Annotated in this window: 20 protein-coding genes, 4 tRNA genes and 1 pseudogene; 13 read left to right on the top strand and 12 right to left on the bottom strand. The window is 58.0% G+C overall.

Annotated features, from left to right (window positions below; genetic code table 11):
• Window positions 1-71 precede the first annotated feature (71 nt).
• On the top strand, window positions 72-821 hold the full coding sequence (locus G547_RS0117140; RefSeq protein WP_027330880.1) for a TIGR04219 family outer membrane beta-barrel protein: 750 nt from the start codon (window positions 72-74) through the stop codon (window positions 819-821).
• A gap of 66 nt (window positions 822-887) precedes the next feature.
• Here G547_RS0117140 and G547_RS0117135 read toward each other — a convergent pair whose 3' ends face one another.
• The 3 genes from G547_RS0117135 to prmB all read right to left on the bottom strand — a co-directional run bounded on the left by G547_RS0117135 (window position 888) and on the right by prmB (window position 3,829).
• Window positions 888-1,661, bottom strand: a complete 774-nt coding sequence (locus G547_RS0117135; RefSeq protein WP_027330879.1) for an amidohydrolase — start codon at window positions 1,659-1,661, stop codon at window positions 888-890.
• A 107-nt stretch (window positions 1,662-1,768) separates the two neighbouring features.
• Window positions 1,769-2,866 (bottom strand): chorismate synthase, encoded by a 1,098-nt coding sequence (aroC, locus tag G547_RS0117130; RefSeq protein WP_027330878.1) that lies wholly within the window; start codon window positions 2,864-2,866, stop codon window positions 1,769-1,771.
• Window positions 2,867-2,911: 45 nt separating this feature from the next.
• A complete protein-coding gene (gene prmB / locus G547_RS0117125; protein WP_051235682.1) occupies window positions 2,912-3,829 on the bottom strand; it encodes a 50S ribosomal protein L3 N(5)-glutamine methyltransferase in 918 nt (305 codons plus the stop codon).
• Between the two features lie 227 nt (window positions 3,830-4,056).
• Between prmB and folE the strand changes: the two are divergent.
• A pseudogene (gene folE, locus G547_RS0117120) lies at window positions 4,057-4,599 on the top strand (GTP cyclohydrolase I FolE); the annotation flags it as partial.
• Here the strand turns inward: folE and G547_RS22050 are convergent.
• The 7 genes from G547_RS22050 to G547_RS0117085 form a co-directional block, all read right to left on the bottom strand.
• On the bottom strand, window positions 4,596-5,570 hold the full coding sequence (locus G547_RS22050) for a DUF4892 domain-containing protein (protein ID WP_169449469.1): 975 nt from the start codon (window positions 5,568-5,570) through the stop codon (window positions 4,596-4,598). The pseudogene folE and the gene G547_RS22050 sit on opposite strands and share 4 nt — an antisense overlap.
• Window positions 5,571-5,591: 21 nt before the next feature.
• Entirely contained in the window at window positions 5,592-6,461 is an 870-nt protein-coding gene (locus G547_RS22045) for an alpha/beta fold hydrolase (RefSeq protein WP_036189250.1), read from the bottom strand.
• Window positions 6,458-7,357 carry a substrate-binding periplasmic protein gene (locus G547_RS0117105; protein ID WP_051235680.1) on the bottom strand — a complete coding sequence of 300 codons (900 nt, stop codon included), beginning with the start codon at window positions 7,355-7,357 and terminating at the stop codon, window positions 6,458-6,460. The genes G547_RS22045 and G547_RS0117105 overlap by 4 nt, the downstream gene beginning before the upstream one ends.
• Window positions 7,358-7,825 (bottom strand): phosphohistidine phosphatase SixA, encoded by a 468-nt coding sequence (gene sixA, locus G547_RS0117100; protein ID WP_027330874.1) that lies wholly within the window; start codon window positions 7,823-7,825, stop codon window positions 7,358-7,360.
• Window positions 7,826-7,834: 9 nt separating this feature from the next.
• A complete protein-coding gene (locus tag G547_RS22040; RefSeq protein ID WP_084646150.1) occupies window positions 7,835-8,242 on the bottom strand; it encodes a DUF4389 domain-containing protein in 408 nt (135 codons plus the stop codon).
• Window positions 8,242-9,261, bottom strand: a complete 1,020-nt coding sequence (locus G547_RS0117090; protein WP_027330873.1) for an NAD(P)H-dependent glycerol-3-phosphate dehydrogenase — start codon at window positions 9,259-9,261, stop codon at window positions 8,242-8,244. The genes G547_RS22040 and G547_RS0117090 overlap by 1 nt, the downstream gene beginning before the upstream one ends.
• A gap of 502 nt (window positions 9,262-9,763) precedes the next feature.
• Window positions 9,764-10,282 (bottom strand): flavin reductase family protein, encoded by a 519-nt coding sequence (locus tag G547_RS0117085; protein WP_027330872.1) that lies wholly within the window; start codon window positions 10,280-10,282, stop codon window positions 9,764-9,766.
• A gap of 149 nt (window positions 10,283-10,431) precedes the next feature.
• Here G547_RS0117085 and G547_RS0117080 point away from each other — a divergent pair.
• The 6 genes from G547_RS0117080 to G547_RS22035 all read left to right on the top strand — a co-directional run bounded on the left by G547_RS0117080 (window position 10,432) and on the right by G547_RS22035 (window position 13,531).
• Window positions 10,432-10,508, top strand: a tRNA-Pro gene (locus G547_RS0117080).
• Between the two features lie 25 nt (window positions 10,509-10,533).
• Window positions 10,534-10,610 (top strand) — tRNA-Arg (locus G547_RS0117075).
• 133 nt (window positions 10,611-10,743) lie between these two features.
• A tRNA-His gene (locus G547_RS0117070) sits at window positions 10,744-10,819 on the top strand.
• A gap of 118 nt (window positions 10,820-10,937) precedes the next feature.
• Window positions 10,938-11,789: a bifunctional methylenetetrahydrofolate dehydrogenase/methenyltetrahydrofolate cyclohydrolase FolD gene (folD, locus tag G547_RS0117065; protein ID WP_027330871.1), complete on the top strand. Its 852-nt coding sequence runs from the start codon at window positions 10,938-10,940 to the stop codon at window positions 11,787-11,789.
• A gap of 16 nt (window positions 11,790-11,805) precedes the next feature.
• Window positions 11,806-12,495 carry a pseudouridine synthase gene (locus G547_RS0117060; RefSeq protein WP_027330870.1) on the top strand — a complete coding sequence of 230 codons (690 nt, stop codon included), beginning with the start codon at window positions 11,806-11,808 and terminating at the stop codon, window positions 12,493-12,495.
• Window positions 12,488-13,531: a methyltransferase gene (locus G547_RS22035; protein WP_157209926.1), complete on the top strand. Its 1,044-nt coding sequence runs from the start codon at window positions 12,488-12,490 to the stop codon at window positions 13,529-13,531. The genes G547_RS0117060 and G547_RS22035 overlap by 8 nt, the downstream gene beginning before the upstream one ends.
• Here G547_RS22035 and G547_RS22030 read toward each other — a convergent pair.
• Both G547_RS22030 and G547_RS0117045 read right to left on the bottom strand, forming a co-directional pair.
• A complete protein-coding gene (locus G547_RS22030; protein WP_036189244.1) occupies window positions 13,526-14,272 on the bottom strand; it encodes a spermidine synthase in 747 nt (248 codons plus the stop codon). The genes G547_RS22035 and G547_RS22030 overlap by 6 nt on opposite strands.
• Before the next feature lie 2 nt (window positions 14,273-14,274).
• Window positions 14,275-14,916 (bottom strand): DNA-J related domain-containing protein, encoded by a 642-nt coding sequence (locus tag G547_RS0117045; RefSeq protein WP_211224586.1) that lies wholly within the window; start codon window positions 14,914-14,916, stop codon window positions 14,275-14,277.
• Window positions 14,917-15,128: 212 nt separating this feature from the next.
• Between G547_RS0117045 and G547_RS0117040 the strand changes: the two genes are divergently transcribed.
• From G547_RS0117040 to G547_RS0117015, 5 genes are all read left to right on the top strand, one after another.
• Window positions 15,129-15,204, top strand: a tRNA-Asn gene (locus G547_RS0117040).
• Window positions 15,205-15,668: 464 nt separating this feature from the next.
• Window positions 15,669-16,337: a hypothetical protein gene (locus G547_RS0117030; protein ID WP_027330867.1), complete on the top strand. Its 669-nt coding sequence runs from the start codon at window positions 15,669-15,671 to the stop codon at window positions 16,335-16,337.
• Between the two features lie 302 nt (window positions 16,338-16,639).
• Entirely contained in the window at window positions 16,640-17,020 is a 381-nt protein-coding gene (locus G547_RS0117025) for a site-specific integrase (protein WP_027330866.1), read from the top strand.
• A 54-nt stretch (window positions 17,021-17,074) separates the two neighbouring features.
• The gene (locus tag G547_RS23535; protein ID WP_157209925.1) at window positions 17,075-17,242 is read left to right on the top strand and encodes a site-specific integrase; all 168 of its coding nucleotides are present in this window, start codon (window positions 17,075-17,077) and stop codon (window positions 17,240-17,242) included.
• A gap of 186 nt (window positions 17,243-17,428) precedes the next feature.
• Window positions 17,429-18,439, top strand: coding sequence for a P63C domain-containing protein (locus G547_RS0117015; RefSeq protein ID WP_027330865.1), 1,011 nt, complete (start codon window positions 17,429-17,431; stop codon window positions 18,437-18,439).
• The last annotated feature ends 200 nt before the right edge of the window (window positions 18,440-18,639 follow it).

The raw sequence follows: 18,639 nt of genomic DNA, 5'->3' as shown, positions 1-18,639 counted from the left end.
CACACTTTTCACGCAGAGCTCTGCTAAGATACAACACAGTCCACTCACCCAACCAATGATGGGAAGATGTTATGAAAAAAGTATTACTCGCGAGCGGCCTGGTCATGGCCGCCCCTTTCGCCTCCGCGGACGTTCTGGGTGTCTACGCCGGCGCCGGTCAGTGGCAAAGCGACTACTCCGGGCAACTGGGTGATACCGACAACGATATTGATGTCAACAAACTGGGTTTGAGCGAGAGTGACAACAATTACTTCTATGTCGCTTTCGAACACCCGATCCCCCTGATTCCCAACGGTCGCATACAGTACACCGATCTCAGCAGCCAACAGTCTGCGTTCGTTGACGAGACGTTTACCCTTGACGGTCAAACGTTCGTACCCGGTGACGTCGAATCCGATGTTGACCTGACACACATCGATTACACCCTGTATTACGAGCTGCTCGACAACTGGGTGAGCCTGGATGTCGGCCTGACCATGCGCCAGTTTGACGGCCACGTCTATGCCGCCAGCGAAGCCGCCGGCGCCACACTGGTAGAGCAGAATGTCACTCTGGATGAAACCCTTCCCATGGTGTACGGCAAGGCACAATTCGACCTGCCCTTGACCGGTTTCTCCGTGGGTGTACAGGGTAATGCCATCAATTATGACGACGACAGCTTGAGCGACCTGAGCGCCAACATCAGCTACAACTTCGTCGAGTCGGTGTTGGACCTGGGTATCGAGCTGGGCTATCGCCAGATGAACCTGGAGATCAATGAAGACGTCACAGCAGACGTGGAAGTGAAGGGTCCCTACGCGGCGGTCAAGCTGCACTTCTAAGCGGGCCAAAGACGACCAAAGCACTTTCCGATATCGGCCCGCTGCCAGGCAGCGGGCCGATTGTCGTCAGGGGTCCAAGGTAAAGCGATCCGCGTCCAGATAGGCAGGGAAGGATTCGCGGTAGTTCACCAGCCGTTCGGAACTCAGCGTTCCCGTGAAGCAGCCATTGCGCTCTTCCAGGTCAAGAATGGTTTCTCCCGCCGGCCCATAGATGCCACTGTCACCGGAATATTCCTGTGACTTTTCATCCTCTCCGATACGATTCACACCCACCACGTAACTCAGGTTTTCAATGGCGCGCGCCTGCAGAAGCCGACGCCAATGAAGCGAGCGCACCGCGGGCCAGTTGGCCACGTACAGGGCCATATCGTAGTCGTTGCGGTTGCGGCTCCACACCGGAAAGCGCAGGTCGTAGCAGATCATCGGAAGGATTCGCCAGCCTTTCAGCTCGACGATCAGACGCTCACTGCCACCGGCATAGCGTTTGTGCTCGCCCGCCATCCGAAACAGGTGGCGCTTGTCGTACTGCGCATACTCGCCCGAGGGCCTCATCCAGACCAGTCGATTGCTGTACTGATCATTCTCGCGGACGACGATCGAACCGGTCACTACCGCATCGAGTTCCCGCGCCCACCGGGCCATCCATTGATAGGCGCGGCCATCCACCACTTCGGCGTGATTGCGCGCCGAGGCACTGAAGCCCGTGGTAAAGACCTCCGGCAACACCACCAGGTCACTGCCCTGAGCCCGTCGCAACAACGGCTCGTAGGCCGAGAGGTTGAGTTCGGGATCGTCGGGAGTGATAAAGGTCTGGACCAGGGATAACTTGAGGTCTTGCATGACAGGCGCTCCCGAAAAATCACAACAAGGCCCGGCAGAGGTGACCAGTGCTGCAAGCCGGACCGGGCGGCCCAGCATGCCACACTATCGAGCCACGGGAAAAGCGTTTACGGGGTCGCGGGTATGACCGGTGTATCCGTACGCACATCGGCATTCTGGGCGCGGTGGCGCAGACAGTGATCCATCAATACCAGCGCCAGCATCGCTTCGGCAATCGGGGTGGCACGAATGCCTACGCAGGGGTCGTGGCGCCCGGTGGTCACCACTTCGGTGGGCTGACCGTGGACATCAATGCCGCGCCCCGGCACCCGCAGGCTGGACGTGGGTTTGAGGGCCAGGTGAGCCACGATATCCTGCCCGGAGGAAATACCGCCAAGCACCCCACCAGCATGGTTGGACAGAAAACCTTCGGGAGTCATTTCGTCCCGGTGTTCGGTCCCCTTCTGGGCCACCGAGGCAAAGCCGGCCCCGATTTCCACCCCTTTTACCGCATTGATGCTCATCAGGCCGTGGGCGATATCCGCATCCAATCGGTCAAACACCGGCTCGCCCAGCCCCGGTTTCACCCCGGTAGCCACAACGGTAATTTTCGCCCCCACGGAGTTGCCCTCTTTGGTCAGGGCCTGCATGTAGGACTCCATTTCGGGCACCTTGTCTACGTCCGGGCAGAAGAAGGGGTTCTCGGCAATTTGATCCCAATCGACTTTTTCAATCTCAATAGGGCCCAGTTGGGAGAGGTAACCGCGGACTTCAATACCGAAGCGCTCGCGCAGGTACTTCTTGGCAATGGCGCCCGCCGCCACCCGCATGGCGGTTTCGCGGGCGGACGAGCGGCCGCCGCCGCGGTAATCGCGAACACCGTATTTGTGGTGGTAAGTGTAATCCGCGTGCGCCGGGCGGAACTGGTCTTTGATTTTGGAGTAATCCTTGGAGCGCTGGTCGGTGTTTTCGATCAGCAAACCGATCGGCGTACCCGTGGTTTTGCCTTCGAACACACCGGAGAGGATCCGCACCTGATCGGCCTCGCGGCGCTGGGTCGTGTAGCGGGAGGTACCCGGCTTGCGCCGGTCCAGATCGAGCTGAAGGTCCGCTTCCGAGAGCGCCAGGCCGGGCGGGCAGCCGTCGACAACGGCGCCCAGCGCCGGGCCGTGGCTTTCGCCAAAGGTGGTCAGGGTAAAAAGCTTGCCAAAACTGTTGCCGGACATAGTCGGTTCCGAAATTCTCTATTGCCAGTGCGTATTTAGCGCGGATTATACCTCAGAAAAGGCGGCGAGCGCCTCGGCGGTCAATACAAATACCCCATGCCCACCATGCTCGAATTCAATCCAAGTGAATGGCAACTGGGGAAACGCCTGTTCAAGAGCCGCTTGAGAGTTGCCCACCTCGACCACCAGAACCCCGTGGTCCGTCAGGTATTCTCCGGCCTCGGCCAACAGTCTACGGGTGAAGTCCAACCCATCGTCTCCGGACTCAAGCGCCAACCCAGGCTCCGCATGGTACTCGGCGGGCATGCTCGCCAGATCATTGGCATCCACGTAGGGCGGGTTACTCACGATCAGATCATAGCGATGGCCCGACAACCCGGAGAACAGATCGGACTCAATGGCGGTCACGCGTTCCTGAAGGTGGTGTTCGTGGATATTGCGCTGGGCGACGCCAAGGGCCTCGGGAGAGATATCGCTGAGGTGGATATGGGCTTCGGGAAACGCATAAGCGCAGGCAATACCGATGCAACCACTACCGGTACAGAGATCGAGCACCCGCTCGGGCTCCTGTTCCAACCAGGGCTCAAACCCCGCTTCAACCAGTTCGGCGATCGGGGAGCGCGGCACCAGTACTCGTTCGTCCACGTGAAAGCGCAAACCACAGAACCAGGCTTCGCCGGTCAGGTAGGCGGCGGGCACACGCTGGTCAATGCGCCGTTGCAGCAGCGCCGCAACCGCCTCCCTCTCCGGCTCAGTCAGCGTTGCATCGAGCCATTCCTGCCGGCTGTTCTGAACGGGCAGATGGAGCGCGTGAAGCACCAGTTGGACGGCCTCATCCCAGGCGTTGTCGGTGCCGTGGCCAAAATAAAGCCCCTCGGCGGAGAACCGACTGGCGCCCCAGCGGATAAAATCACGAACAGTAGTCAATGGCGCCCACTCGGGCGAATCCTGGGTCGGTTGCACGCGGTTGTTCCTATACGTCGGTCGAAAAAGTCTATTGTAACGGTTATGGTCGCCCCTTGTGTTCCCCCGGTCAGCCCAGTCTTTTTGCAGACCTTGCACCGAGTGGCTCTGAGGCGTGATCCGGGGCCGCCGCGCAACCGTAAAAAAGGCTTTACCAAACTGGCCGCTTGACGTAGGGTTACCGCCCTCTTAAAAAGCTTGCAGGCCCCTACAGGGTTGAGGAAAACACAATGAAAGAACATTTTGCCCGGATCATCGAAGGCATCGGCGAAGATCTGACACGTCCGGGACTGGTTGACACCCCTAAGCGGGCGGCCAAGGCCTTCCAGTTTCTCACCAAAGGCTATGAGCAACGCCTTGAAGACGTCGTCAACGGCGCCCTCTTCCCGTCCGAATCCAGTGAAATGATCATGGTCAAGGACATCGAGCTCTACTCCCTGTGTGAGCACCACCTGCTGCCGTTTATCGGCAAGGCACATGTCGCCTACATTCCCACTGGCCATGTGCTCGGATTGTCCAAGGTTGCGCGCATTGTCGATATGTACGCGCGCCGGCTTCAAATCCAGGAGCAGCTGACCCTGCAGATTGCCGAATCCATCCAGAACATCACCGGCGCATCGGGTGTTGGGGTGATTATCGAGGCGCAGCACATGTGCATGATGATGCGCGGGGTCGAAAAGCAGAACTCTCTGATGAAAACCTCGGCCATGCTCGGCACCTTCCGCAGCAATCAGGCCACCCGCACCGAATTTCTCTCGCTTCTGCGCTAACCACCCCGGGGTAAACGCACGACCTCCACCCTAGCACTGCGCTCGCCCCGACCGGCGGGCGCCAGGCTTCCCAAACCATAGATGGAAACACGCTCCTCACTGATGCCTTTGTCCTTGAGAGCGTCGAGAACTTTGCCCGCATATTTCAGGGAATGGGCTTTCTGCTCTGCAAGCGTTCCCACCCCATAGTCGTGCCCCACCAGAGCGATATGCCATTGGGGCTCCTGGCGCAACAAGGCCGCGAGCGCTTCAATCGCACCACCGGACACTGTCACCTCCCAGTTGCCATCACTGCCTGTGACGTCTAGGCCGGGCATCACAAAAAAATGCGATTCCTGCAGATTGTGATGGAAGGTGGCCGGATTCATCGCCAATGTCTCATGGCTGTCTTCGGGCGTGCGCACCAGATCCAATTGCACGTAAACGCGGCGATTGCCGCGACGCACGGCATACAGACTCGCATAATAGACCCGGCCATCTTCAACCACTTCGTAGACACCGTAATATTGGTGCTGATCCAGACCATAGAGTTGAATCACGTTGAAGTGGTTGTTGGCCCAGTTGATGCTGCCCCCGCACTCGCGTTCCCGACAGGCAAACAATTCGCGCAGTGCGAATTCACTCAGTTGTTTGCGATAAAATTCAAAGCCCTCAAGCGCACTGTAGTTTTCCGCCAGCTCCAATGTCCGGCGGCTGACATCGCCTGCAACCCGCTGCTCCCGGTCGGCCGAGGTGATGCCACCTACTTTTTTATACGTCGAGAGCGCCAGGACATAGGTGCTGTCGGGGTGATATTCACGAAACACCACCCGCGCCTGAGGGAAGTCCTTCAACCCCAGAAAGCTCGGGGGCTGAACCGGCCCCTGCGCCCACGATAGCGGCACAAACCAAAGCAACATAAAAGCTTTGAACACGGCAGCGAACAAGAAGCGCGGCAACGTTCGGTGAACTCGAATCATGCGTGTTTTCAAAAATTTCTCCAGCACCATCGGTTATCCCACTGTCAGAGTTTCACCGGCAAAAAACCGTTGCAAGCAGGTGGCCACGAGCGGAGCCTGTTCCTCCATGTGCAAATGATGGCCGCCCGGCATTTCCAGCCACTGCAACCGCTCGGGAAACCGCTGCAGGGCGTCTTGATAGTGTTCAAATAATTTCGGAATGCCGGACCGCCCCAGAATCAGACACATGGGCGCGGTGGACCGGGCCAGAAAGGCTTCCAGGTGCGCCTCGGTAAACTTCACCGCGGAGGGCAGCAACAGGCGCGGGTCACTGCTCCAGGAGTAGCCTTCCGCCACCGGCTTTAGACCGCGCTCGGTCAACAGCCGGGCCGCGCCATGACTGAGCGGGAACATGCCCTTTTCCCGCGCCCGTATGGCGCGCTCCAGATCGCCGTATACCGTCAACTTTTTCTGACTCAAAGCGCGGGTTTCCAGAATCGCACGGGCCAGTTGGCGCGGAGCATCGCTGACTTGATGAACCTCCGGCCACAAGGCCTCCACCAACCCGAGCGCCTGTATTCGCTCGGGAAAGGTTCCTGCGGCGAGCATCCCGATAATGCCACCACGGGAATGGCCCAACAAGTTGAATGACGACCAGCCAAGCTGGTCCGCCACAGCAAACACATCACCCACATCGTCCCAAATGCTATAGGGACCGACACCGAGGCGGTGGTCACTACGTCCGTGCCCCGCCAAGTCCAACGCCACCAGTTGGACCTCGCCAAGCTGTTGGGCCAGCGCGTCAAAACTGGCGCTGTTGTCCAACCAACCGTGCAGCGCCAGAACTGGCCGAGCCCCCGCCTCTCCCCACACCTGAGCGTTCAGCGACAAACCGTCAAGCTCAAACCGTTGTTCCCGTTTCATTCTGCCCTCGCTTCACTCTTCACCTCGGGCTTCCACCACAGGGCCTCACGCTTTAGTGGAACCGTGTCGGGTAACAAGGGGTTTTCCAGGCGAAAAACTCGCCGTTGCTGATACTGGCTTTTGGAAAACATCACCTTGTGGTCGGGGTGGTTGAAGAACAGTTTTTCAAGACTGCCGTCCGCCAGCGCCAGCTCCAGGCCGCGCCTCAGACGCTCGGCCAAGACCCTGTTATCGCGCTCGACAAAAAAATAATTGGCTGCCGGATAATGCAGCATCAGCGTTGGCTCGACCACCAGATCAAGCTCCGGGCGCGCGGCCACCTCTGCCCAGGGCTCGTTCAACGCTCGGGGAATGTAATCGATACGGCCGTGGCGCAACATCATGAACAGAGAGTCGTAGCCACTGGTGGTCACACTCAAACCGTTGTGGCGGAGGATGTCCGTATCCGGCCAAGACGGGCCCTGCCCCGCCACCTTTTCGGACAGCTGCTCAATCGATGTTATCTCGGCAAAGGCCGCGCGGTCTTCCGCCCGAATAACCAACAGGCGGTAGCCAATCAGGCCCCGCCCCAAAGGGATTCGCACCGGCCTCAAATGGGTTTCGCGGCTACGGCTGGTCATACTCCACAGCACATCGACCGACTCGCCGGTAGAGAGCATTCGCATCAAGCGCCCCTGCGGCACATTCAGGCCGACCGGCTGCAATTGATAGGGGCCAAACTCGGGCTCGGTTTTCGCAAGAACAAGGCGGAGTAGGTCAACAAAATAGTGGTTTCGCTGTTGTCGCACCTCAGCGGCCTCGGGGTAGCGGACGAGCGTTGGCTCCTGAGCGGCCACCACCGGGAAAGCGATCAGCAAAGAGACCAGCCAGAGGGACCAACGGAGCACCGTCAACACTTACTCCTCCCGGTGATGCAACCACTGCAGCTGGCCCAAGCCGGCCGCGACCACATCGAGGGTGACACAGGCAACCGAGGCCGTTCCCATGCTATAGCGCCCGGGCTCGGCACCGGTCAGGTAATGAAGCAACTCACCAACCAACGGCATGTGACTGACCAGCAGCAGCGAAGACTCCTGGCAATTCTGGATCTGTTCACACAGGGGCTCAACACGGCCCTCCGGCACCAGCAGTTCAGTGAGCGTAGGCTCGGCGCCGCGCCCCAGCACCTCGCTGGCGATAACCGCGGTCTGGCGCGCACGCCGGTAAGGGCTGGCCCACACTTGCTCCAGCCCCACCATTTCACCGGCCAATGAAGCAACCATCTGGCGGACCTCGGCCTCACCTCGATCAGTCAATGCCCGCTCGGCGTCAGTCGCGGCACGGGCCTGCGCCTGGCCGTGACGCATGATGTACAGGGTTTTCATAACACCACCTTACGACGGTTGAGTATCATCCTTGTCAGTCGCCCCAGGTTTTTCGTCGGGCGCTTTCGTGGCCGTTTTGGCTTTTGGCGTGGTCTTGCGACGGGGTGTCGGGCGGGTTTTAGTCGCCACCACCTGCTCTTCGGGTTCCGGCCAGTCGCTGAAAGGGAACGGCTTGTCCTCCCGGCTGTACGTCAGAAACTGGAGCACCCGGTAAATATACAGCGCGAGGGATTCGCCAAACTGGCGCAGGTTCTTGTTGGCGCTGCCACTCAACAGCGCGAACAGAAACTGCAATACAATGATAAAACCCATCACAAAGCCGGCCACATACAGCAGGACCGCAAACAACAACATGTACACCAGGCGAAGCCAGTGTTCGCCGGAGGTGATATTGGTTTTTACAGATTCGGTATCCATCAGTCCTCTCCCATGTATTCCACATCGTGGTTTTGCTCGCCCAGCATCAGCTTGCGAGCGACGTCGGCAATTGCCTCCCCCTCGAACAATACCGCAAACAGCCCGGTGACCAAAGGCATATAGACACCGAGCTCATCCGCTTTCTGCTTAACCTGACGCAAGGTGTTAACCCCTTCCGCCACCTGGCCCAACCCGTCAATAATTTCCTCGAGCGGTTTGCCCTGGCCCAGGGCATAACCAACCCGATAGTTGCGACTCAGGTCAGAGGTACAGGTCAAAATCAGGTCACCGACCCCAGACAGCCCCAGAAACGTCATGGGGTTGGCTCCCATGGCGGCGGCAAAACGGCCCATTTCGGCCAGGCTGCGGGTCAGCAGCATCGCCTGGGTATTGTGACCTGCCCCGAGCGCAGACGCCATACCGCAGATAATGGCGTAAATATTCTTCAGGGCGCCACCGAGCTCGACCCCATAACGGTCCGGGTTGGCGTAGACACGAAAGGTCTCCGAGCGCAGACACCCCTGCACGCACTTGATCAGCGCCTCGTTCTCGCTGGCCACCACCGTGCCGGTCTGCTGCTTGGCCACCACCTCTTTGGCAAAGTTGGGACCACTGAGCACACCAATCGCATGGTCGGGCAACTCCTGCTCCAGAATCTGGCTCATGAGGGTAAAGCCTTCGGGCTCAATGCCTTTGGCCGTGCTGACCACCATGGCGTCAGCCCTGAGCATGGGGGCAATCCGACGGGTTACGGCGCGAAAGGAATGGCTGGGAATGGAGACGAACACCAGATCACTCTGGCTCACCGCCCGCTCCAGGTCCGCGGTGACTTCCAGCCCATCGGCCAGACGGTGGCCCGGGAGGTAGCGCCGATTCTCGCGGCTGCTCTGCGTCTCGGCGGCGCTGGCGGGGTCCCGCATCCACAAATAGGTTCGATGGCCGTTATCGGCCACGATGTTGGCGATCGCCGTTCCAAAGCTGCCACCGCCAAGAACAGTCACCGTCAAAGCTTCTGTCATAGAATTACATCCGTCCTGCGTTTCTTGGTTCAATGCCTAAGTGTAGCCTCCCCGGGACGACGAAGTGATGACCTTCGCCCCGGACGCTTATCAGGGCCTTCTCAGACACAAAAAATTCACAATTCCATTGTCCACATTTTCTGTGGATAACTTAGTGGATACTTTTTGGGAAACTCCCCCAAGGCCGCATCAACTCTGACCACTGCACAGATTGTCCAAATTTTAACCTAGCTATTTTTTTCTATATTTATCAATAAGTTACGATTGTCAACACAGATAAAAGGCTTTTCGAAGAAGAGTGTCGAGGGGCTTGACAGTCTTCGCACCGGCAATGTGCATAAAACAGTTAGTGAACCTTAACCGCAAAACTCCCGTAGCCACAAAACTTTCACATTGCAAGAGTAAAATAGAGCGCTGTTAAAGCGCGTTTGGCAGAAAAATCGCCCCGGAAGGTGGCGCCTCCCACCACAATTCACTGCCCCGTTTCAGGTCAAATCTGTCGTCAGTCCCGACGTATCGATGCATAACCGCCATCGACGTAAACCAGAGGATCGACCCTCAACTCCCCCAGGACCACTTCCACGATACGGGCGATCACAATATGGTGGGTCCCGTAGGTCGTCACCTGATCCGACTCACAGAAGAACGTGGCCTGGGCGTCGGCCAGGTAAGGCACCGAGTCACGCCCCTGCCGCCAGTCGCCCAGACTGAAACGGGGCTCGTCGCCCATAAAACCGGCGCACAGGTTCGAGATGTCCCGCTGCTCAGAGGCCAGAATATTGATCGCAAAGGGCGTGCCCAGTGTAGAGAGATGCCCTTCCAGGGCGACCTGCTTGTTCACGCACACCAGCAGCGAGGCGGGGTTATCCGAGACCGAGGTTACCGAGGACACGGTCATGGCAAACCGATCGCCGTTGTCGGTACGCGTGGACAAAACCGACACGCCCGAGGCCAACCGGCGCATACCCAGTTTCATGGACGTGCCCAGATCATCACCCTGGTGCTTTGGTGTTTCTTGCATGCTGACTCCTCTTTCTACAGAGCAGCTATTCTGACGAGCCACCGGGTTGGACACAAGTACCCGTGGAATTCGAGCCCAATTTCCCGTTGACGGAGGCCGGTGCCATGGGTATTATGCGCACCTCGCGAATGACGGCGTTCGTTAAACGGCGGAGTGTAGCGCAGCCTGGTAGCGCGTCTGCTTTGGGAGCAGAATGTCGGGGGTTCGAATCCCTCCACTCCGACCACTCGCCTGCGAGACTTCCCAGCCATGCGCCCGTAGCTCAGCTGGATAGAGCACCCGCCTTCTAAGCGGGTGGCCGCAGGTTCAAGTCCTGCCGGGCGCGCCATTTTGGTCTCCTGTCGAGATCATCGCTTGGTGAGAAGCTCGAGCAGAACCCCCGCTCGTCACGCGAGTAAAAAGGGCTGGATTCACTCCACCAACTCCGGTAGAGTACGCGCCCTGAAAAACGCACTGCAATGGTGGCTGTAGCTCAGTTGGTAGAGCCCTGGATTGTGATTCCAGTGGTCGCGGGTTCGATCCCCGTCAGCCACCCCACTCCCCCGCGTTTCACCCCACACATCAAACACTCACGCTCTCTCAGGTTCATCTTTGCCTGAAGCAAGCACTGTGGGACAATAGCGCCCCATTTCAGTCTGCATGAGGAATTCGGTCCATGCCTGCACAGCTACTCGATGGTAAAGCCCTCGCCAAGAAAACCGAACAGGAACTGTCCGAGCGCGTTTCGGATCTGAAAGCGCGCAATGGCGGCCGTGCCCCGATTCTCGCCACCATCCTGGTGGGCGATGACCCGGCCTCGGCCACCTACGTCAAAATGAAAGGCAACGCCTGCGAGCGGATCGGCATGGAGTCCCTTCGGGTCGAGATGCCCTCGAGCACCACCACCGATGAACTGCTCGCCAAGATTGACGAACTGAACAACGACCCCAACGTCCACGGCATCCTCCTGCAGCACCCGGTACCGGAGCAGGTGGACGAGCGCGCCTGTTTCGACGCCATCAGCCTGGCCAAGGACGTGGACGGCGTCACCTGCCTGGGCTTCGGTCGCATGAGCATGGGAGAGAAAGCGTACGGCTGCGCCACGCCCAAAGGCATCATGCGCCTGCTCGAAGCCTACGATATTCCCCTGGAAGGCAAACACGCCGTGGTCGTCGGCCGCAGCCCGATCTTGGGCAAGCCCATGGCCATGATGCTGCTGAATGCCAACGCGACGGTCACCATTTGCCACTCCCGCACCAAGAACCTGGCGGAGATCATCGGCCAAGCGGACATTGTCGTGGGTGCTGTAGGCCGGCCCGAGTTCATCAAGGCCGAGTGGATCAAGGATGGCGCCGTGGTCGTCGACGCTGGCTACCACCCCGAACACAAGGTGGGCGACATCGAGCTGGCACCGCTGACCGGCAGGGTCAGCGCCTACACCCCGGTACCCGGTGGCGTCGGCCCCATGACCATCAACACGCTGATCTATCAGTCGGTCGACTCCGGCGAGAACAGCATCGGCGGGTAACGTCCATCCCTTGACAATGCGACTCGATAAATACGTCAGTCAGTGCAGCGGCCTGTCGCGCAAGTCCGTAAAGCAGGTGCTGCACCAGCGGCGTATTGCCGTCGACGGCGAGCCCGTGCGAAACGCCGGGCTCATTCTCTGCGGTGAGGAAACCGTAACTCTTGACGGCCACCCCCTGGCCCTGCCCCGCGCACGCTATCTGATGCTCCACAAACCCGCCGGCGTGGTCTGTGCCACCGAAGATTCCAGCCAGCGCACGGTCCTGGACCTACTCCCCAGCACCCTCGCGACGGGACAGCAGATTGTCGGCCGGCTCGACAAGGACACCACCGGGCTGCTGTTACTGACCGACGACGGCCAGTGGAACCATCGCATCACCTCGCCGCGCCGCGCCTGCGCCAAAGTCTATCAAGTGACAACGGCCGATCCGATTGAGCCCTCGGCAATTGACGCGTTTCACGACGGGATCGTATTGAAAGACGACCCCAAGCCGACACAACCGGCGACATTGGTGATTGAAGGTTCACATCAAGCGAGTATCACGCTCGTGGAGGGACGCTACCATCAGGTAAAGCGCATGTTCGCCGCGCTGGGCAACCGCGTCACGGCCCTGCACCGGGCTTCAATCGGTTCCATCCGACTGGATCCGGAGCTTCCCGAGGGACAATTCCGCTCACTGACCGAGGACGAAATCAACTGTGTCTGAACGAGCCGACCCGGCGACTGAGTGGCTAGTCGAAGCCATGGACCAAGAGCCTCACCTGAAGCGGCTCTGGTGCCTGGATGAAAACAGCAACGCCCGATTGCCCAGTGGTGCGCCGGAAACACTGACGATCGTCAGCAATCGGTGGGACGCGACCGAGACTGCCCGAGTGGCCGGCTTTACAGCCCTGTTCAATGACTTTGACGAGCAGACTCTGGATCAGGGCCCCTTCGACCGGGTGTATTGCCGTGTGTCCAAGGAAAAGTCTCTGGTTCACCACCTGATCAACCTCGCTGGCCGCCACCTGAAACCCGGCGGTGAACTGGTACTCTGCGGCCACAAGTCCGAGGGCATCAAGACGTACTGTGACAAAGCCGCCCGTTACCTCGGGGCTTCAAACAAAGCACGGAAGCAGGGAGAGCTTTACACCGCCCGATTCCAACGCGGTGCAACGCTCGGCGCAGCCCTGCCCGACAACAACTACGCCGACGCGCGCCCCACTGCCGACCATCAAGGGCTGACGCTCCACAGCAAACCCGGTCTTTACGGCTGGCAGAAAATTGATCGCGGCAGCGAATTACTGTGGCAACAGGCGCACCCCATTTTGCAAGAACGCCAGCCGGAGACGCTGCTCGACCTGGGTTGCGGTTACGGTTATCTGGGTTTGATGACCAAAACCCTGCCGCTCAACCGCCGGGTGATGACCGACAACAACGCCGCCGCCATTGCCATGGCGCAGCTCAACGCCGAGCGCAATGCGGTAAATGCCGAGGTTATCGCCGATGACTGTGCCCGGCATATCGAAGAACACTTTGATGCTGTGCTGTGCAACCCGCCCTTCCACCAGGGGTTCAGCACCAGTGGCGATCTCACGGAGCGGTTCCTGCAAAGCGCTTATCAACACCTGAACCGGGAAGGTGTCGCCCTGTTTGTGGTGAATCAGTTCATTCCACTGGAACGCAAGGCGAAAGAACTTTTCCGACGAATCGAAACCCTGATCGATCGTGACGGGTTCAAAGTGGTGCGCCTCGAGCTATAACGGTTTTCGTCGGTACCGAAGCCGACAGTGGGATCGGCTGGCGTCCAGCTCCGGATGGGTTTTCAGCCGTTGTTCAAAACGGCTCCAGTCCGGCGCCTGTCGGAAAAAAGCACCGATGGCGTTCTCATAATGGGGCGTCGTCAGCACCTGCCCCTCGGCCCAGCGCCGGCGCAACAGCGGATCGCGCCAGGTGGCCGCTCGACGCAGCTGTTTTTCGCTTTCAAAATTCATCACCAGGGCACCGCCGGGCGAGAGCACCCGCATCAACTGCCCACACCAGGCAGAGTCCGCCGCGATGGCCCGCGCCGCTTCGCCCTCTACATGCCCAAACAGGTCATCGATCACCAGATCGAAAGCCGGCCCGCGGTATGCCGCCAACCACTCCCGGGCATCCGCCTCCAACAAGCAGACATTGGAAGCCGCGGTCCCGAAGTGGGATTGAGCCACCTCCAGATGCACCGGGTTCAGCTCCACGCCCACCACCAGATCCGGCGATAAAAACCGGTTGAGCTGACGGATCACCGCGCCGCCACCAACGCCCAACACCAGCACCCGCGCCGGTCGTCCGGCCGGCAGCGCAAAGGCGGGCAACAGCAGCAGATCCCAGACCCCGCCGGTGACCGGCTGGGCCGGGTTGTACTGACTGTGAAAAACGCCGTTGCTGTACAGGCGAAGCGCGCTCCCGGCACTGCGGATCTCATACCGGACCCCCTCTTCCTGTCGCAACCAGCGTAGCGCCACCGCTATTGACCGCGCTCGAGAATAGCCATAGCGGCGTTGATCCGCTGCAGGCGAGCCTGGGAACCGCCACGGTCCGGATGATGGTCCATGGCGAGTCGCCGATAACGGCGTTTGATCTGCTCCGGCGCGACCGGGTCTTCCAGGTCCAACTCCGCCAGCGCCCGGGCCCGCTCCTGGGCATCCGGCGCCGTGCCCCGCTCCATCTTCCGCCAGAAACCAGCGAGCAGCTCAATCACGGTGTCCTCGGTTGCCGCATCGTACTGGCTCCAGTCCAGGTAGAAGTCACGCAGCGCGCTGTCACCCTGCTCGGCCAACGCCCGGGCGCTCTCGCCTTCTCGGAACGGACGACGGTAGGTCGCCAGGGGAGAAATCACCAGCGCCCAGCCCTGCTCGGCCATGATCGGCTGCAACCGATAGAGCGCATTGAATACCTGGAAGTGCACGCGAAACAGCGTTAGCGGGTGAAAGCTGTAATCCCGCGGTACCAGGCCACGGGCCTTCAGGCCCTGGATCAGGGTGAATTCGCTTTGCGGGGTTTCGCCGGCGCGCTCCAGGAGCGACTGCACCGGCCCGAGCAGCGGGTTACGTTCGGCCTCTTCGGGCCAGTAGGAAGACTCTTCAGACATGCCCTCAGTATAGGGCAAGACGGCCTTCGAAGCAGCCCACCAAACTCCTGACATCCCACCGGGGGTATCCGCTAACCCGTTGAAAACGCCCGGGATTTAGCAATAACTGGGTAAGGATTGCACAATTTGCATAAAGACCCACCAGAACCGGGACTTTTTCCTAAAAAAGGGTTGACCACGACAAAATCGGACTATAGGATACGCACCACTTCCAGACAGGAAGGCGCTACTCCGCCTTAGCTCAGTTGGTAGAGCAAATGACTGTTAATCATTGGGTCGCTGGTTCGAGCCCAGCAGGCGGAGCCAAATTAAGTACGAAATCAAGGGGTTAGACCTAGCGGTCTAACCCCTTTTTTCTTTCGTTTTGCCTAATAGCTGTCCAATAACACACCCCTTGCAATCACACCCAACTCCGCAAATACTGTACGTCTAAACAGTAAGTTACACCAAAGAGTGCCCTGCACCGGGCTCTACGAATGGATGAAGACTTCAAGGGGGAAGGTTAAGGTATGGTTTCACCACCGCGAGGGTGGCGCTCCTTACATGGGCGCCTTCTGGTATCCAGACGAGGCACCGGAACTAGTGGCCCCCAGGAGGGATGCGCTCAAGGAGCACATGCACATATTCATTACCAGTTCCCTGTATTTATTGACCCGTCTCAGGCAACCATATGGCTCGATGCGAGCCCAAGGAACGCCCAAGCCATATGCGCTGATCAAGGCGCAAAATTCACCTATATAGAACCAAGCCGCTACTAAAGGAGTAGGTTTGTGCAGTACGATGACCCGAACTCAACACGTCGCAATCTCGTAATGACCTCTATGGCATTCATTGTGCTCAACGCCGCTGGAACAGAGCCCGCCAGCGGTGACAGAGCACCCACCTCAATTTTCTACGTGTCCTTAAAGAACCCAGGCGCGATTGTCATAATCGGCACCATCTGCCTGTTTTGGTTCGCTTATAGGTATTGGCAGCGTAGTCCGGAGACATACGAGGAGTCGCTTAAGAAAAGGGGCTTTTCGGGGCACTCAATGCAAGTGGTCAAACTATATAAAAACGATTTCTATAGTGAAGAGGTTACTATCACGCAACCAAACCGTACCAAAGTCACGGTTTTTTTGGTTCCTCACCTCGAGTCGATAAAAACTCTAAAACCGGTGACAATGGAACGCCAAATACGGAAGGCTCCCGCCGAGGTGGTGAAGTTGTCAGGTGATAGAATGCCACTAACAGATGAACAGCGCGAAGCGCTGATTGGGAATTATAAAAAGCCTTGCGCTCTATTATGCATCCTGTTCGCCAACTCGATTCGAAAAAAAACACTAGACGCATCCCACTCATACGCGGAATGGCTTGTTCCTTGGCTTCTCTTTTTAGCCGCATCCGCACTAGCAGTGATGAATAGCTGGAGCTACATTAGCCATTGGATGTCTAATTAATCCCATCACTGAGAAAGAAGCCACCGCACAAGCAACCTCAACCATTACTTGCCTTCATGGAGTCAAGCTTGCTCAACAATGCATCACTTCCAGAATCAGGACGCTGTACTTCCCCATCGAAGAGTATGAGCTGGCGTATTCCGCGCCCGGTGCAGACTGACAACCTAAAGGAAGATTCCCCGTCTGACCTGATGTAAGCGATAACCGACCGACACCGCGACTCGGTCCCCTAGAAGAAGGCCCGGAACACCCAAAAGGCACAGGAGAAGCAGCTCGATCGCCTCGACAAGGCCTTTGGGCAAATGAGCCCCTCTGATATCCGACCGGCACACATTGCCCGGTGTCACGATCTGGTGGGTCAGTCAACGCCCTACCAGGCCAACCTCGAGCTGGCACTGATTACCCATGTGCTCAGATACGCCGTGCGGTGGGGCTACACCCGCCCAGAAGATCCAGAGGTACCCAGAGCGCGCTACATCGCCGGTCAGCGACGCGTGGATCTGCTGAGCCTAAAACATTCCCAGCTCAGCGCCGAGGGCATCGGCATCCAGCAGAGTAAAACCGGAAAGCGGCTACTGATTGAATGGAGCCCAGACCTGAAGGAGGCGATCAACAGGGCTCTGAACACACAGAACAAAGTTGGCATCGATTCTGTCTACGTGATATCTGACAACCGGGGATAGCGCCTGCGGGACGCCGCCTTCACAACTGCGTGGACGCGCCTGCAAAACAAGGCCATGACGTTGGACATCATTACCGAGAAGTTCCAGTTTCGCGACATCCGCGCCAAAGCCGGCTCTGACAGCGACGGCGAGCAGCTAGGCCACAGCAGTAGGGCAATCCTGAACCGCCACTACAAGCGCTTACCAAAGCGTGTCCAGGCTACCCGGTATCCCCGCTTCTGATCGTCAGCATCAGTCCAATTAGCGGCAGGTAAAGGATTCCTTCCACGATAGAATTCGGTTTGAAAGACTAATTTAGCGCCTTAGGAGTTTGTCTCCTTGCCCAAATCAATTTTTTACAATGCTTGCATTTTTTAATTTGCAAGCATATGCTTGCAAAATAGAAATGCAAGCATATGGTGAACTCCAATGACCGACGAACATAACTCTAGGGCTGCAGGCGGACACGCAAGAGCTAAAGCCCTCACTAGTCGAGAGCGCTCTGAAATTGCTAAACGCGCCGCTGCCGCAAGGTGGGAAAAAGACTCCCCAGAGGCTATTTTTGAAGGGGATTTTAACTTAGGCAATAAGACGATTGACTGCGCAGTGCTGCCCGATGGCACACGTGTTATTAGCCAGGCGACCTTTCTTCGAGCTTTAGGCAGGTCCCGCTCCCCCAAAGCGGGCACAGGGGTTTTGAGCTCGGGCGAGCAGCTTCCTTTTTTCCTAAGCGCAGCTGCACTTAGACCTTACATATCCGAAGACCTGATTGAATCGACTAAACCAATTTTCTATAGAAGCCAAAAAGGTGGGAAAGCGGTGGGCTACGATGCAGCAGCATTGCCCAACGTGGCCGAGGTCTACTTGAAGTTTCGGGATGATCTTTTGGAAAGCGGCAAAAAAATCCCCTTACAATTCGCTCATATCGTCAAAGCGGCGGATGTACTGATACGGGGTTTAGCCAACGTCGGTATCATCGCTTTAGTCGACGAGGCGACTGGGTATCAAGATGTAAGGGACCGGCGTGCGCTGCAAAAAATCCTAGACACCTACCTTGCAAGGGAACTCGCAGCCTGGGCCAAGAGGTTTCCCGACGAGTTCTATAAACAGATATTTAGGCTTAGAGGATGGCACTGGAGAGGCGTCAAAGTAAACAAACCACAGGTAGTCGCCAAATATACCAATGACATTGTCTATGATCGGTTAGCTCCGGGGATTCGAGAAGAGCTGGAACAAAAGAATCCCAAGGACAAAAAAGGTCGCAGGAAAGCTAGGCACCACCAATGGCTTACTGACGACGTTGGGCATCCAGCGCTAGCTCAACACTTACACGGCGTTATCATGCTTATGAAGACAAGCACATCTTGGGACGAGTTCATGGTTAGACTGGACATGGCAGCCCCTAAGAAAGGGCAGTCACTTTCCATGCCATTTGACTAATAACTCCAACGACGCATGTCTGCGAGCGAGGCGGCGTCGACATAGGGCACCCACGGTGCAGCGGATACGGCTGTTGGCATAAGTCAGCATCGTAGTCGATTTCGAGCAAAGGTTTTAGTAGAAAGATGTTTGCTAGCCTGCCCCAGATAGAGTTAGGCACGAACAAGCCAGATAACCTTATATTGCTACAAGAAACACTC

The sequence above is a fragment of the Marinimicrobium agarilyticum DSM 16975 genome, from assembly GCF_000423345.1.
Classification (GTDB): domain Bacteria; phylum Pseudomonadota; class Gammaproteobacteria; order Pseudomonadales; family Cellvibrionaceae; genus Marinimicrobium; species Marinimicrobium agarilyticum.
Note: the sequence above shows the minus strand (reverse complement) of the source record. Positions and strands in the feature narration are given on the sequence as shown.